Genomic DNA, 14156 nt, shown 5'->3' with positions numbered 1-14156 from the left:
CGGCGCCGGCGCCGGCCCGGGACCGTCTCGCTGTCCGGCACCCCGCAGGCAGCGACGCCCGCCCTCCGGGGCCCGCCGTTCGGGGCGGCGCTCAGCCCGTCGCGCGCCCGGCCACCAGCGCGCGGAGCAGCCCGGGGAAGGCCTCCTCGACCTCCTCGCGGCGCAGCGCGTTCATCCGCGAGGTGCCGACGTAGTACTGGCGGATCAGCCCGGCCTCGCGCAGCACGTGGAAGTGGTGGGTGGCGGTGGACTTGCTGACCGACAGGTCGAAGCCGCCGCAGCTGATGTCCCGGTCGGCGGCGTACAGCTCGCCGACGATCCCGCGGCGCACCGGGTCGACCAGCGCCTCCAGCACCTGCTGCAGGGCGACGTTCCGGAGGTCCGGGTGCGGCGGGACGCGGTCCCGCTCGTTCTGCCGCGCCACCGTCGTCACCCCTCGCCTCGACCGCCTGCCCGCATCGTAGGGCACCTCGGCGCCCGCCACCGGTAAAAGTTCGACAGAAATCAAAGTTTGACAGCTGACGTACATTCAGCTTGGCTGGGGACCGGGCGGCGCGCACCCGGCGCCGCCCTCACCGGCAGGGCGGGGAAGGGGAGGTCGCGGGATGACCAGGACCAGGACGGTGCGGTTCCACGAGGTCGGCGGACCGGAGGTGCTGCGGATCGAGGACGCGGAGCTCGACGGGCCCGGCCCCGGTGAACTGCTGCTCCGGGTGGACGCGATCGGCCTCAACCGGGCCGAGGCGCTGTTCCGCGGCGGCCACTACATCGAGCAGGCCGCGCGGTTCCCGGCCGGGCTGGGCGCCGAGGCCGCGGGCGTGGTGGAGGCGGTCGGCCCGGGGGTGACGGGATTCGAGGCCGGCGCGCCGGTCAGCGTGGTGCCCGCGTTCTCGATGAACGACTACGGCGTCTACGCCGAACGCGCGGTCGTCCCGGCCGCCGCCGTCGTGCACCGCCCCGAGGGGCTCGACGCGGTCGGCGGCGCCGCGGTGTGGATGCCCTATCTGACCGCGTACGGCGCGCTGGTGGAGGTCGGCGGGATGCGCGCCGGGGACACCGTCGTGGTGACCGCGGCCTCCAGCAGCGTGGGTCTGGCCGCGATCCGGATCGCCGACCGCGTCGGCGCGGTGCCCGTCGCCACCACCCGTACCCGCGCCAAGGCCGAACGGCTGCGCGCGGCGGGCGCGGCCGAGGTGATCGTCACCGAGGAGGAGGACGTCACCGCCCGGGTGCTGGAGCTCACCGGCGGACGCGGCGCCGAGCTCGTCTTCGACGCCGTGGCCGGCCCCGGGGTGACCGGCCTCGTCCGGGCGCTCGCCCCCGGCGGCACGCTCCTCGTCTACGGGGCGCTCGCCGGTGCGGACACCCCGCTGCCCCCGCTGGGGGAGCTGGCGGGCCGCAACATCCGCGGCTTCACCCTGTTCGAGACCACCACCGACCGCGAACGGCTGCGCCGGGCCGAGGCGTTCGTCGCCTCCGGCCTGCGCACCGGGGCGTTCGCACCCGCCGTCGACCGGGTCTTCGGCCTGGACGAGATCGTCGAGGCGCACCGCTACCTGGAGGCGGGCGCCCAGGTCGGCAAGATCGTCGTCACGGTCGACCACCCCGCCTGAGCCTGCGGATCAGGTCCGCCCGCCGCCCCGCCTGAGCCTCCGGATCAGGGCCGCCCGTCCGGCCTGAGCCGGCGCAGGGTGTACCCCTCGCCGGCCGGGTCGAGCGTCCGGGTGGCCCGCTTGAAGAGGTACTCGGCCCGCTCGTACGACAGCCGGCGCCGGCCCGTCTCCGGGCAGAGGTCGGCCGCGGCGGGTGTGCGGGCCGGCCCGGGGCGGCGGTCCGAGAGGAACAGCGGCCCGCGGGTCCGGCCGCCGATCAGCTGCGGGAGCAGCCGGGCGGTGGCCGAACGCCAGCCCACCCGGCCGGCACCCGGCCCGGAGCGGGTACGGGAGCCCGCACCGGCGCGGGTCCGGCGGTCGTCCAGGTCGAGGTCCTCGACGTTCAGCGCGAGGACGGTCGTCACCGGCGCCCCCGATTCGTGCAGCAGCCGCCACAGGACGCGCTCGCGCAGCGGCAGGTCCGTCCGCGCCCACAGGGCGTCGAGCCACCCGTCGTCGATCCCGTCGCCGAGGGGCGGTGTGCCGGACGCGTCGCCGCCGGTCCGGGGCTCGGTCCGCCGCCCGATGCCCGCCGCGAGTCCGGCCACCCCGGCCGTCCCACCCGCGGAGCCGGTGGCCCCGGCAGCCCAGGCAGACCCTGCCGACCCGGCTGCCCAGGCGGCGAAGGAGCGGACGGCGGCCCGGTGCCGGTTCCACGTCCGCGCCGCCGTCGTGCCCCAGGCCGCCGTGAACGCCCGGCCCACCCGCTCCGCGTCCAGCCCGGTCAGCGGGGTGTCCCCGCCCAGGTCCAGGCAGAGCCGCCGCAGCGTCTGCCCGTACGAGCGGACCGTGGCCGCCTCCGCGCCGTCCCGGGCGAGGAACGCCTCGGCCGCCTGCGCCAGCGTGACTCCGGCGGGCCGCCCTCCGGGCAGATCGTCCGCGCGGCGCAGCAGGAAGGCGCGCTCGGCGGCGTTGCGGGTGAGCGCGGCGGCCCGCCGGAACTCCCGCGCGGCCTCCTCGCTCCGGCCCTGCCTGGCCAGCAGGTCGCCGCGCACGCTCGGCAGGAGGTGGTAGTCGCGCAGCACCGGATCGGTGACCAGCGCGTCGAGCAGGTCGAGCCCGGCGCCGGGCCCGTACGCCATGCCGACCGCCACCGCCCGGTTGAGCCGGACGACGGACGTCGGCAGCAGACGTTCGAGCGCCCCGTACAGCGTGGCGATCTGCGCCCAGTCGGTCTCCTCGGCCGTGCGCGCCTGGGCGTGGCAGACGGCGATCGCGGCCTGCAGCACGTACGGGCCGGGGGCGCCGCCGGTCCGCCGGGCGCGCAGCATGGCGGCGAAGCCCCGGCGGATGAGCAGCTGGTCCCAGCGGCCGCGGTTCTGCTCGTGGAGCTGGACGGGTTCGCCGTCGGGCCCGGTGCGGGCGGCCGAGCGGGAGGCCTGGATCTCCATCAGCGCGACCAGACCGTGCACCTCGGCCTCCCCGGGGGCGAGTTCGGCGAGCAGCCGGCCCAGTCGCAGGGCCTCGTGGCAGAGCGCCGGGCGGATCAGGTCGTCGCCGGAGGTCGCGGAGTAGCCCTCGTTGAAGACCAGGTAGACCACCTCCAGGACGGAGGAGAGGCGCTCGGCGAGTTCGTCGGCGGCCGGCAGCTCGAAGGGGACCCGCTCCTGGGCGAGGGTCCGCTTCGCCGCGGCGATCCGCTGGGTGACGGCGGTGCCGGTGGTCAGGAACGCACGGGCGATCTCCTCGGCGGTCAGGCCGCCGAGCAGGCGGAGCGTCAGCGCGACCCGCGCCTCGGTGGGCAGCACCGGATGGCAGGAGATGAACATCAGCCGCAGGACGTCGTCCTGCCCGGAGCCGAAGCCGGGGCCGGAGCCGGGGCCGGAGCCGGGCCCGGGCTCGGAGCTCTCCGGCTCGGGCCGCGCACCCGGCTCCTCCCCGTACTCCTCCCCGGAACCGTCCCGGTACTCCGGCCGCCCGGCCTCGAACGGGTCGCCGGACCGCAGCAGCTCGTGGCCGAGCTCCTCCTGCTTGCGCTCCAGCCGCTGGGCGCGCCGGATGTGGTCCACGGCCCGGCGTTTGGCGATGGTGGTCAGCCAGGCGGCCGGGTTGGCGGGCACGCCGGAGACGGGCCACTGCTCCAGGGCGGCGACCAGCGCGTCCTGCGCCAGTTCCTCGGCGAGGCCCACGTCGCGCACCATCCGCGTGAGCGTGGCGACGATCCTGGCCGACTCCAGCTTCCAGACCGCGTCGACCGTGCGGTGGGCGTCCACGGCGTTGATCACAGCACTCGTCCCGGCCTGTGGGCAAGCCGGGACGGGTGCGGATCGGGGGTTCGCGCGGGCGTGGCTCCCGCGACGGTCAGGGGTTGAAGATCCGGCGGAGCAGGCTCTCGCCGTCCCCGACGATCCGGCGGAACCGGCGGGCCAGCTCAAGGGCCTCCTCCTCGGAGCGGACCTCGACCAGCGCGAAGCCGGCCACCGCCTCCTTGGCCTCCGCGAACGGCCCGTCGACGACCGTGATCTCGCCGCCGGAGGAGGTCATCCGGATGCCGCCCGGCTCCAGCCCGCCGGTGGCCAACAGGACGCCGGAGGCAGTCAGTTCCTCGATGAAGGCGGCCATCTCGGTGAACAGCTTCTCGTCGGGGGCGGTCTCGGACGGGCCGGTCGTCATCAGGTAGCGCATGGGGTTCTCCCGGGTGTTCGTCTCGTACGGGTCCCACCGGGGCTCGGTGCCCGGCGGGTGGTTCTGCCAGTACGTCGATCGGGCCGATGTGACAGGGAACGCCGGTCATTCCCTGTCACATCGGCGGTTCGACGTGTCAGCGAGCACCGAACAGACCACGGATCCCCCGCCGAGAGAGGCAGCCCCACCATGGCCACCACCACCCAGCTCCGCACCGGCAGCGACTCCTCCGCCGGCACCGGCACCTCCGCCACCGCCACCTCCGTCAAGGGCACCGGCACCCCCACCTCCGCCGCCACCACCCGGGCGCTCCTCACCGCCGCCGCCCTCGCCGCCCCGCTGTGGGCGGTCGTCGCCCTCACCCAGGCCGCCACCCGCGAGGGCTTCGACATCACCCGCCACCCGCTCAGCGCACTGAGCAACGGCTCCCTCGGCTGGGTCCAGATCGCCGACTTCCTGCTCGTCGGCGCCCTGTACACCGCCGGCGCGAGCGGCCTGCGCCGCGTCCTGCACGGCACCCCGGGCGGCACCTGGGTGCCCCGGCTGGTCCGGGTCCAGGGCCTGGGCATGATCGCCGCAGGGGTCTTCGTCATGGACCCGGCCGACGGCTTCCCGGCGGGCACCCCGGACGGGATGCCCACCGCCCTCACCTGGCACAGCTACGCCCACATGGCGGCCGGCATGCTCACGTTCGTCGCGATGGGCGCGGCCTGCTACGTCCTCGGCCGCCACTTCTCCCGCACCGGCCGCCGCGCCGAGGCCGTCGCCTCCCGCCTCGCCGGCACCGCGCTGCTGCTCGGCAACGGCTGGGCGATGGGCGGCGGCAAGGCCGGCACGCTCACCCTGGCGGTCGGCGTGATGATCGCGATGTTCTGGATCTCCGCGGTCGCCGCCCGCCACCGCCGCGGCCTGTGAACCGGCGTTGGCGCACCGACGCCGAAGGCCCGGGTGGTCACGACGATCCTCGTCGTGACCACCCGGGCCCTGTGCCGTTCGCGGGCCCGCGCCCGTACGGACGTCAGCGCAGGATGCCCTTGGCCCTGGCCTCGGAGAGCCAGCGCGGCCACTCCGCGAGCAGCGCGTCGTACAGGTCCTCGTCCGACCAGGCGCGCGGATCCTCGCCGGCGGCGAGGAAGTCGGAGTTGTCGACCGTGCGGCGGCCCAGGTCGTCGAGCCCGGCGAGGAAGCCGAGGCTCCGGCGGTTGCCGAAGCCGACGAACTGCCAGAAGAGCGGGCTCTTGGCGGCGCTGCGCAGGGTGCGCCTGGTGGCCTTCGCGTCCCAGGGGTTGCCGTCGGTCTGGAAGACCACCAGGGCCGGGGTGCCGGGCGCGCGCCGTTCGTGGAGCTCGATCACCGCCTGCATCGCGGGGGCGTACTCGGTGCCCCCCATCTCGACGCCGTCGCGGATCCGGTCGATCCCGCCCTGGTAGGAGCTGAGCGCGAGCTCGGCGGTGTGCGCCACCCTGTGGTGGAACAGCACCACCGGGATGGTGCCGTCGTCGTCCAGGTGCGCGGCGAGGCTGAGGATCTGCTCGGAGAAGGCCTGCACGTCGCCGTTGTCGTAGTGCTGTTCCATGCTTCCCGAGTAGTCGAGCACCAGGTACACCGCGGCCCGCGTCCCCGTCAGCCCGCGCTTGCGCAGCGAGTCCCCGGCGCTCCGGTACTTGGTCAGCAGCGCCGGGGCGACGGCGGCGACCTTCTCGAAGCCGATGGCGGACTCCCCGGGCCCGGCCGGCACGGACGGTACGGGCGGCGCCATCGGGGCCGGCGCCTCCACCACCGGTACCGCCAAGGGCGCCTCCACCACCGGTACCACCATGGGTGCCTCCGCCGGCTCGTCATCGGCGACGCTGACGCCGAAGTCCCGTGCCAGCGCGCCGAGTCCGCCCGCGTAGCCCTGGCCGACGGCGCGGACCTTCCACCCGTCGCCGCGCCGGTACAGCTCGGCCAGCACCAGGACGGTCTCCCCGCCCGACATCCCGGGCGGTACGAACTCCAGCTCCGCCGCGCCGTCCCGGATGACCACGGACGGGGTGGACGCGGGGTCGAAGGTGGTGCCCGGCAGTTCGACGTCGACGCTGGCGACCACGACCACCGACCGCACATCGCCCGGTATCGCGGTGAGTTCGGCGGTGATGGCCGTCCCGGCCAGGGTGACCCCGTCGCGGTGGGGGCTGTTGAAGAAGACCAGATCGTCGTCCGAACGGACCTTGCCGTCCTCGTTCACCAGCAGGGCCGACACGTCCACCGCCACCCCGCCGGCCGTCACCGTGACCGTCACCCCGGGCCCGGTCAGTGCGGTGTTGGCGCCCTTGTCGAGGCCCGTTCTCGGCATGGTCCGTCCCCTCGTCGTCGAAGATCACAGACTCGGGTCGCACCCGGGCGGGCGTCAAGGGTCGTACCGATGCCGGTACGCGGAAGGGCGCACCGGGGCCGGCGCCCGGGACCCTCCCCGGTGCCGTACCCCGATGCGCCCTTCCGCTCCGACAGGGCAGGGCGCCGCCGCGGGCAGGAGCTCCTGCTCCGGCGGGTGGCCCCCGCTCTAGCGGTAGTTCACGAACTGGATCGCGAAGTCCAGGTCCTTGCCCTTGAGCAGGGCCTGCACGGTCTGCAGGTCGTCCCGGCTCTTCGAGCTGACGCGCAGCTCGTCACCCTGGACCTGGGCCTTCACGCCCTTGGGGCCCTCGTCCCGGATGATCTTGGCGACCTTCTTGGCATCGTCCTGGGAGATGCCCTCCTTCACGTTCGCGAAGATCTTGTACTCCTTGCCCGACAGCTGCGGCTCCTGGGTGTCCAGGGCCTTCAGCGACAGGCCGCGCTTGATGAACTTGCTCTGCAGGACGTCCAGAACGGCCTTGACCCGCTCCTCGCCGTTGGCCTTCATCTCGATCTTCTCGCCGGACCGGCTGATCTCGGCGCCCACGTTCTTGAAGTCGAAGCGGGTGGCGATCTCACGGGAGGTCTGGTTGATCGCGTTGTCGACCTCCTGCCACTCGACCTTCGAGACGATGTCGAAACTGGAGTCGGCCATGGTGTGTTGGTCTCCTTGATGCGCTGGCTTCACTGGCACGGCCCGCCCCACCGGACGACCCGCCGCCCCAGCCTATCCAGCACCACCCCGCCCACGCCCCCGACAGCCACGCCACACCCCTTGATCATCACGTGACCAACCGAGTGGCGAAGCACCCCCCACCATCGGGTATCGTTTACGGAGTCGAACGGGGCGAGCCCCGGGAAACGAGATCCTGGCTGGTTGCCCGAGCGGCCAAAGGGAGCAGACTGTAAATCTGTCGCGCAAGCTACGCAGGTTCGAACCCTGCACCAGCCACTGGATTACCGGACCGGCCCCGAACAGCGGAAACGCTGTTCGGGGCCGGTCTGTTTTGCGTTGTGGCGGAGGTCGCGGAGGGGTGTCGCGGGGTCAGGGGTCAGGGGCCGGCGAGGAGGAGGGTGGCGGCGGCGGGGGTGTTGGGGGCCAGGTGGGTGGGGGCGGGGTGGTCGTCGGGGAGGGCCGGGGGCGGGAAGGGCGTGATCCAGATGGAGCGGATGCCGGTGGCGTGCGCGCCCCGGAGGTCGGTGGCCGGGTTGTTGCCGACCATCCAGTCGTCGGGGCGCAGGGCCCGGCCGAGGCGGGTGGCGGCGAGGTGGAAGATCGCGGGCTCGGGTTTGCGGGCGCCGGCCTCCTGGGAGACGCAGACGGCGTCGACGGCGGGGAGCAGGCCGGTGCGGGCGAGTTTGGCGCGCTGGATGTCGGTGTAGCCGTTGGTGACGACGGCGATGGTCCAGCCCGCCGTGCGCAGGGTCGCGAGTGCCTCGGGGACGCCGGGGATGGGGTGGACGCGGCCGGCCTCGTACGCGATGTGCTCGTCCCAGAGGTCGGGCCCGGAGTCGGGGAGGCCGTACCGGTCGGCGATCCGGGTGAAGCCGGCGGGGGAGCGGTCGGTGTTCAGGGTGTCGTGGACGTCGGCGGCGGCCCGCGGTGGCAGGCCGTGGGCGGCGCAGAAGGCGGGTGCCCAGTCGGCCGTGCCGCCGTCGCGTTCGACGAGGGTGTGGTCGAGGTCGATGAGGAGGAGCGGGGGGTGCATGTGGCGGAGCGTAGTTGACCGGGGGCGGAGGGTCGCGACTGGAGGCGGCCGGGGCGAGTTATTGCACATCACTTGCAATTGCTGCCAAGGGGCAGCACAGTGTGGAGTGGGGGTGGGTCGGGTCGTTCAGCCCTGTCGCTGAGACGTCCCGGACGCGCACCGGCCGTGTGCCGGGTCCGCGCCGGGAGTCCTCCGGACCAGCTGATCGTCTTCCCAACCGGCGCCCGCCGGGACAGCGGCCCACCCGCCCCCGTCACCCTCCGGCCGTGCCGATTCGTCCTGATATGCCCCGTACGACCGCCCGTCCCGCCAGATCTTGACGAGGTCTTAACGGCCCCGCCCGGCACCCCCCGCAGCGCCGTCGAGGGCTTCCCACCCGCCTCCCCATAGCGCCTCCGACCTGCGAGAACACCCGGCCCGATGGGCGCACCGGCCCCGCCGGACACGCCGCGCGGGCCCATTGCGGGCCCGCGCGGCGCGCTTACGCTCGCCCCTGTGTTCAACGTGCCCCAGGCCCTCAAGCGCCTAGTGATCGGCAGAGCCATGCGCAGCGAGGAGCTGGGCGAGACGCTGCTCCCCAAGCGGCTGGCGCTGCCGATCTTCGCCTCCGACCCGCTCTCCTCGGTGGCCTACGCCACCCAGGAGATCCTGCTGGTGCTCACCGTCGGCGGCACCGCCTTCCTGTACCTGACGCCGTGGGTGGCGGCCGCCGTGGTCGCGCTGATGGCGGTCGTGGTGATGTCGTACCGCCAGGTGGTGCACGCCTACCCGAGCGGCGGCGGCTCGTACGAGGTGGCGTCGAGGAACCTCGGCGCCAACGCCGGCCTGGTGGTGGCGGCCTCGCTGCTGGTCGACTACGTGATGACGGTCGCGGTGTCGGTGGCCTCGGGCGTGGACAACGTCATCTCGGCGTTCCCCGGCCTGGACGACCACCGGGTGCCGCTGGCGCTGGGCTTCGTCGTGCTGCTGACGGCGATGAACCTGCGCGGTGTCCGGGAGTCCGGCAACGCCTTCGCGGCGCCGACGTACCTCTTCATCTGCGCCATGCTGCTGATGATCGTCACCGGGCTGGTCCGGGTGGCGTTCGGGGACGCGCCGGTGGCCTCCAGCGCCGGGTACGGCATCCGGCCGGAGTACGGCCAGGACGCCCTCGCCGGGCTGGGCCTGCTGATGCTGGGCCTGCGCGCGTTCGCCTCCGGCTGTACGGCGCTGACCGGGGTCGAGGCGATATCCAACGGGGTGCCGGCCTTCCGGGCGCCCAAGGCGAGGAACGCCGCGAGCACGATGGCCGCGATGGGCCTGATCGCCGTCACGACGTTCTCCGGCATCACGGCCCTCGCGCTGGTCGCCGACGTCCACATCGCCGAGGACGCCTGCGACCTCACCGGCTTCGCCGACTGCGCGACCGTGCCCCAGCAGACCGTGATCGCCCAGCTGGCGGCGGCGGTCTTCGGCGGCGACGACAGCGTGCTGTTCTACGTGATCCAGGCGGCCACCGCGCTGGTCCTGATCCTGGCCGCGAACACCGCCTTCAACGGGTTCCCGCTGCTGTCCTCGATCCTGGCCGAGCACCGCTACCTGCCCCGGCAGCTGCACACCCGCGGCGACCGGCTGGCCTTCTCCAACGGCATCATCGCCCTCGCGGTGGTCGCCGGCGCCCTGCTGTGGCTGTACGACGCCAACGTCACCGACCTGATCCACCTCTACATCCTGGGCGTGTTCACCTCCTTCACGCTGTCCCAGATCGGCATGGTCCGGCACTGGAACCGCGCGCTCGCCAGCGAGACGGACCCGGCCGTACGGGCCCGGGCGCACCGGGCGCGGGTCATCAACGCGCTCGGCGGCGTGACCACCGCGCTGGTGCTGGTGATCGTCCTGCTGACCAAGTTCACCCAGGGCGCCTGGCTGGCGGTGCTGGCCGCCGCCGTGCTCTGGGTGATGATGCGCGGCATCCGCCGCCACTACGACGCGGTCGCGGCGGAGCTGGCGGTCGACGATCCGCGGGCCGACGCGGTGCGGCCGTCGCGGGTGCACGGCATCGTGCTGGTGTCCAAGCTGCACCGGCCCACCCTGCGGGCGCTCGGCTACGCGGAGGCGTTCCGGCCGGACACCCTGGAGGCGGTCACGGTCGCGGTGGAGAGGGACAGCACCGAGGAACTGGTCCGGCAGTGGGCGGAGTTCGACGTCCGGGTGGCGCTGAAGGTGCTGGACTCGCCGTACCGGGAGATCACCAAGCCGGTCGTCCAGTACGTCCGCGAGTACCGCCGCACCAGCCCCCGGGACGCCGTCGCGGTGTTCATCCCCGAGTATGTGGTCGGCCACTGGTGGGAGCACCTGCTGCACAACCAGTCGGCGCTGTGGCTGAAGAGCCGGCTGCTGTTCACCCCGGGCGTGATGGTGATCAGCGTGCCCTGGCAGCTGACCTCCTCCAGCCGGGCGTACCACCCGTCCCGCCGGGCCCCCGGCGCGGTGCGGCGCGGTGAGCCGGCCGTCCGCTCGGAGCACGAGCGGCTCCCGGCGCCCGAGCACGCGTGACGGCCGCCGGACGGCGCCCGGCGTCCGGGAAGGGCCAACACGGCGCTCGGCGCACGGAAGTGACGTGACGTCAGCTCGAAGATCCGGCCCGACGGGCCGTCGATGAATCGTCAAGAGGCTTAGGGCCCGCGAAAGAAGGACGTCAAGACCGTTCCCCGAAGCCGTCCGTAGGCGTAGCGTCGGTGATGAGAGCGCGGTCCCGCTCCGTGGGGGATGCCTGGGGCCGCGGTGCCGCCCGGGTTCTCACCGGCGCCCGTCGGCGGCCAATGTGGGGGAGGGGCGTGCGACGTTCGTCGCGCGCCCCTCGCGCACCATGGCAGCCGTACGTCAGCCCGGCGCGCCGCTCTGCCGGGGCAGCGCCAGCGCCACCGTGTCGGCGAACTCCCGCACCGCGCTGGTCCGGCTGACGATCCGGCCGCAGTGCACCACCAGCCGGCTGTGCCCGCCCGCCAGCGCCCCGGCCAGACTGTCCCCGCGCACGGCCAGCAGCTCCGCCGGGAAGCCCGCGTCCACCCGCACCGGCGGCAGCCCGAGCGCCGTCCGGGCCTGGTTCGCCACCGCGTCGTACGCCGCCTCCACGCCCAGCGCCCCGCTCGCCACCAGCAGGTACGCGGCCTCCAGCGGGTCGGCCCGGCCCACCGGCGAGGCCGGGTCGCGCAGCGCCCCGCTGCCCGCCGCCAGCGGCACCCGCGCCTCGGCCAGCTCCCGCACCAGCGAGGGCCGCAGCCCGGCCGGACGGCCCTCCACCCCGGTGCAGCAGCCGTTCTGCGGCAGGACGACCACCCGGATCCCGCTGCTGGCCAGCGCCGTGGAGGCGCCCGGGGTCAGGCCCCCGCACGGCCCGAGCGTCACCCGGGGCCGCAGCGGGCCCAGCACGCCGGCCAGCCTCGCCAGCTGCGCCGGATCGGCCGCCGTGGTGTGCAGGTCCACCGGGCAGTCGGCCTCCCGGGCGGCCTCCAGCACCGCCTGCACGTAGCCGGCCGGGTCCGGGTCCAGCTCGGGGCAGCCGCCGGCGGCCGTGGCGCCGAGCTTGAGCGCCTCGCGCAGCTGCGCCCGGCCGTCCGCCCCGGCCCGGCCGGTGAGCAGCCGGGGCACCGCCACGGTCTGGAGCTCGGCGAGTCCGCTGAGGGCCTGCCGGGCGGTGAGGACGGCCTCCAGCCCGCGCAGCCCGTGCACGTCGCCGATCCGGACGTGGGTGCGCTGGGCGGTGGCGCCGTAGCCGAGCGAGGTGAGCGCGGCCTCGGTGACCCGGCGGGTGAGGTCGGCGGGGGTCTCCGGCGGCGGGGTGGGCAGGGCGGCGGAGAAGGCGACGTCGTAGTGCGCGTGCGCCTCGGCGGGGGCGGGCAGCAGCAGATAGCCGGAGAGGTCGATCCGGGCGCCGGTGGTGGCGGTGGGGGTGCCGGGCAGGGCGGGCAGCGGGCCCAGGCTGCCGACGGTGCCGACGGCCTGGATGCGGTCGCCGCTGATCCGTACGTCGACCACCCGTCCGTCGGCCAGCCGGGCGCCGGTGAGCAGCAGCACCGGGCCGTGCCCGAGCGGGTTGGCGGCCGGCCCGTTGCCGGGCTGCGGTCCGTCGGCGGGTGCGCTGTCCATGGACGTCGAGCCTATGGCGCACGGGCGCGGGCGGCCGGGAGGCGGGCATAAGTCGTATCGGGTCGGGCCGTACCGTCCACGGCCGTTCGAACGAAGGTCCTTCGGTCGTTCGGGTGTACCCCCCGCCGACCTGCGGTCTTCGGGGCCGGATACGGATTTCACCTCTGGGCGCGGAACGTGTAATCTCTTCCTCGTTCGCCCCTATAGCTCAGTCGGTAGAGCGTCTCCATGGTAAGGAGAAGGTCTGCGGTTCGATTCCGCATGGGGGCTCTGGTGAGAGGGAGTTCGGCTTCGGCCTCGCTCCGGATCACTGTGGCGGTGTAGCTCAGTTGGTAGAGCAAGCGGCTCATAATCGCTGTGTCACCGGTTCAAGTCCGGTCACCGCTACCCCGCGTAGTCGGTCGGGAGATCGCACTCCCGGTCGGCTACTCTTGTCTGTGTTCTTATTCATTGTCCAAGGAAGGCACTCCCGTGGCTGCCACCGACGTCCGCCCGAAGATCACGCTGGCCTGCGTGGAGTGCAAGGAGCGGAACTACATCACCAAGAAGAACCGGCGTAACGACCCGGACCGTCTTGAGATGAAGAAGCACTGCCCCCGCTGCAACTCGCACACCGCGCACCGCGAGACCCGCTGACCCCTTCGCGGGTCGCCGGGCCTGTGTGAACCAGGTCTCCGACTCCGGGCCGCATCCCTCACTGGGGTGCGGCCCGGAGTCTTTTTTCGTCACCCACCGGACATCCGAGGAGTGTGCCCATGGCTCTCGACCCCTCCTTCATCGGGCGGACCTACCCGCCCACCGAGCCGTACGAGGTCGGCCGGGAGAAGATCCGCGAGTTCGCCGTCGCCGTGGGCGACCCCAACCCGGCGTACACGGACCCGGAGGCCGCCAAGGAGCTCGGCCACCCGGACGTGATCGCCCCGCCGACCTTCCCGTTCGTGGTCACCTACCGGGCCGCCGGCCAGGTGGTCGAGGACCCGCAGCTGGGCCTGGACTACAGCCGGGTGGTGCACGGCGACCAGAAGTTCGCCTACACCCGCCCGGTGCGGGCCGGTGACCGGCTCTCGGTCGAGGTGACCATCGACAACATCAAGTCGCTCGCGGGCAACGACGTGCTCACGGTGCGCGGCGAGGTGTCGGACGTGAGCGGCGAGCACGTGGTGACCTCGATCATGACCCTGGTGGCCCGGGCCGCCGACGAGACGGGGGAGTAGCAGGATGACGGTCAACTTCGACGAGGTCGCGGTCGGCACCGAGCTGCCCGCGCAGTCCTTCCCCGTGACCCGCGCCACCCTGGTGCAGTACGCGGGCGCCTCCGGCGACTTCAACCCGATCCACTGGAACGAGAAGTTCGCCAAGGAGGTCGGCCTGCCGGACGTCATCGCGCACGGCATGTTCACCATGGCCTCGGCCGTCCGGGTGGTCACCGACTGGGTCGGCGACCCGGCCGCGGTGGTCGAGTACGGCGTGCGCTTCACCCGGCCGGTGCCGGTGCCCAACGACGGCGTCGGCGCGGTGATCGAGGTCACCGGCAAGGTCGCCAAGCTGCTGGACGACCGCAAGGTGCAGGTCGACCTGGTGGCGACCAGCGGCGGCCAGAAGGTGCTGGGCATGTCCCGCGCGGTGGTCCGGCTGGCCTGAGCCCGGGGCGGACGGGGAGGGCCGG

The 14156-nt window shown here is 73.7% G+C and carries 13 protein-coding genes and 3 tRNA genes; 9 read left to right on the top strand and 7 right to left on the bottom strand.

Translation table 11 applies throughout. The features are described 5' to 3' along the window. Positions 1-91: 91 nt before the first annotated feature. Positions 92-424, bottom strand: coding sequence for an ArsR/SmtB family transcription factor (locus tag ACWEQL_RS13755; protein ID WP_452150425.1), 333 nt, complete (start codon positions 422-424; stop codon positions 92-94). A 181-nt stretch (positions 425-605) separates the two neighbouring features. Between ACWEQL_RS13755 and ACWEQL_RS13750 the strand changes: the two genes are divergently transcribed. Further along, the gene (locus ACWEQL_RS13750) at positions 606-1613 is read left to right on the top strand and encodes a zinc-dependent alcohol dehydrogenase family protein (RefSeq protein WP_452150424.1); all 1008 of its coding nucleotides are present in this window, start codon (positions 606-608) and stop codon (positions 1611-1613) included. A 44-nt stretch (positions 1614-1657) separates the two neighbouring features. On the opposite strand, the gene ACWEQL_RS13745 is transcribed toward ACWEQL_RS13750, so the two are convergent. Next, on the bottom strand, positions 1658-3877 hold the full coding sequence (locus tag ACWEQL_RS13745; RefSeq protein WP_452150423.1) for a DUF6596 domain-containing protein: 2220 nt from the start codon (positions 3875-3877) through the stop codon (positions 1658-1660). Between the two features lie 76 nt (positions 3878-3953). After that, positions 3954-4277, bottom strand: coding sequence for a YciI family protein (locus ACWEQL_RS13740; protein ID WP_452150422.1), 324 nt, complete (start codon positions 4275-4277; stop codon positions 3954-3956). Positions 4278-4466: 189 nt separating this feature from the next. On the opposite strand from ACWEQL_RS13740, the gene ACWEQL_RS13735 reads away from it, so the two are divergent. Next, positions 4467-5192, top strand: a complete 726-nt coding sequence (locus ACWEQL_RS13735) for a DUF998 domain-containing protein (RefSeq protein ID WP_452150421.1) — start codon at positions 4467-4469, stop codon at positions 5190-5192. 103 nt (positions 5193-5295) lie between these two features. Here the strand turns inward: ACWEQL_RS13735 and ACWEQL_RS13730 are convergent, their stop codons facing one another. Next, entirely contained in the window at positions 5296-6612 is a 1317-nt protein-coding gene (locus ACWEQL_RS13730; protein ID WP_452150420.1) for a VWA domain-containing protein, read from the bottom strand. A gap of 207 nt (positions 6613-6819) precedes the next feature. After that, positions 6820-7308 (bottom strand): YajQ family cyclic di-GMP-binding protein, encoded by a 489-nt coding sequence (locus tag ACWEQL_RS13725; protein ID WP_452150419.1) that lies wholly within the window; start codon positions 7306-7308, stop codon positions 6820-6822. Between the two features lie 216 nt (positions 7309-7524). On the opposite strand from ACWEQL_RS13725, the gene ACWEQL_RS13720 reads away from it, so the two are divergent. Further along, a tRNA-Tyr gene (locus tag ACWEQL_RS13720) sits at positions 7525-7605 on the top strand. A 100-nt stretch (positions 7606-7705) separates the two neighbouring features. On the opposite strand, the gene ACWEQL_RS13715 is transcribed toward ACWEQL_RS13720, so the two are convergent. Continuing rightward, positions 7706-8362, bottom strand: coding sequence for an HAD family hydrolase (locus ACWEQL_RS13715; RefSeq protein ID WP_452150418.1), 657 nt, complete (start codon positions 8360-8362; stop codon positions 7706-7708). A gap of 543 nt (positions 8363-8905) precedes the next feature. Here ACWEQL_RS13715 and ACWEQL_RS13710 point away from each other — a divergent pair. Continuing rightward, positions 8906-10897: an APC family permease gene (locus tag ACWEQL_RS13710; RefSeq protein ID WP_452150427.1), complete on the top strand. Its 1992-nt coding sequence runs from the start codon at positions 8906-8908 to the stop codon at positions 10895-10897. A 327-nt stretch (positions 10898-11224) separates the two neighbouring features. Here the strand turns inward: ACWEQL_RS13710 and ACWEQL_RS13705 are convergent, their stop codons facing one another. Further along, positions 11225-12490, bottom strand: a complete 1266-nt coding sequence (locus tag ACWEQL_RS13705) for a hydrolase (protein ID WP_452150417.1) — start codon at positions 12488-12490, stop codon at positions 11225-11227. Positions 12491-12687: 197 nt separating this feature from the next. On the opposite strand from ACWEQL_RS13705, the gene ACWEQL_RS13700 reads away from it, so the two are divergent. The 5 genes from ACWEQL_RS13700 (at position 12688) to ACWEQL_RS13680 (ending at position 14131) form a co-directional block, all read left to right on the top strand. Continuing rightward, positions 12688-12760: transfer RNA gene (locus tag ACWEQL_RS13700), tRNA-Thr, on the top strand. 44 nt (positions 12761-12804) lie between these two features. Next, a tRNA-Met gene (locus ACWEQL_RS13695) sits at positions 12805-12877 on the top strand. 84 nt (positions 12878-12961) lie between these two features. Then, complete coding sequence (gene rpmG / locus ACWEQL_RS13690) at positions 12962-13126, top strand: 50S ribosomal protein L33 (RefSeq protein WP_006604855.1); 165 nt, start codon at positions 12962-12964, stop codon at positions 13124-13126. A gap of 119 nt (positions 13127-13245) precedes the next feature. Further along, positions 13246-13704: an FAS1-like dehydratase domain-containing protein gene (locus ACWEQL_RS13685; protein ID WP_452150416.1), complete on the top strand. Its 459-nt coding sequence runs from the start codon at positions 13246-13248 to the stop codon at positions 13702-13704. Positions 13705-13708: 4 nt separating this feature from the next. Then, positions 13709-14131 carry a MaoC family dehydratase gene (locus ACWEQL_RS13680; protein WP_452150415.1) on the top strand — a complete coding sequence of 141 codons (423 nt, stop codon included), beginning with the start codon at positions 13709-13711 and terminating at the stop codon, positions 14129-14131. The last annotated feature ends 25 nt before the right edge of the window (positions 14132-14156 follow it).

The organism is Kitasatospora sp. NPDC004240, from assembly GCF_053603215.1.
Note: the sequence above shows the minus strand (reverse complement) of the source record. Positions and strands in the feature narration are given on the sequence as shown.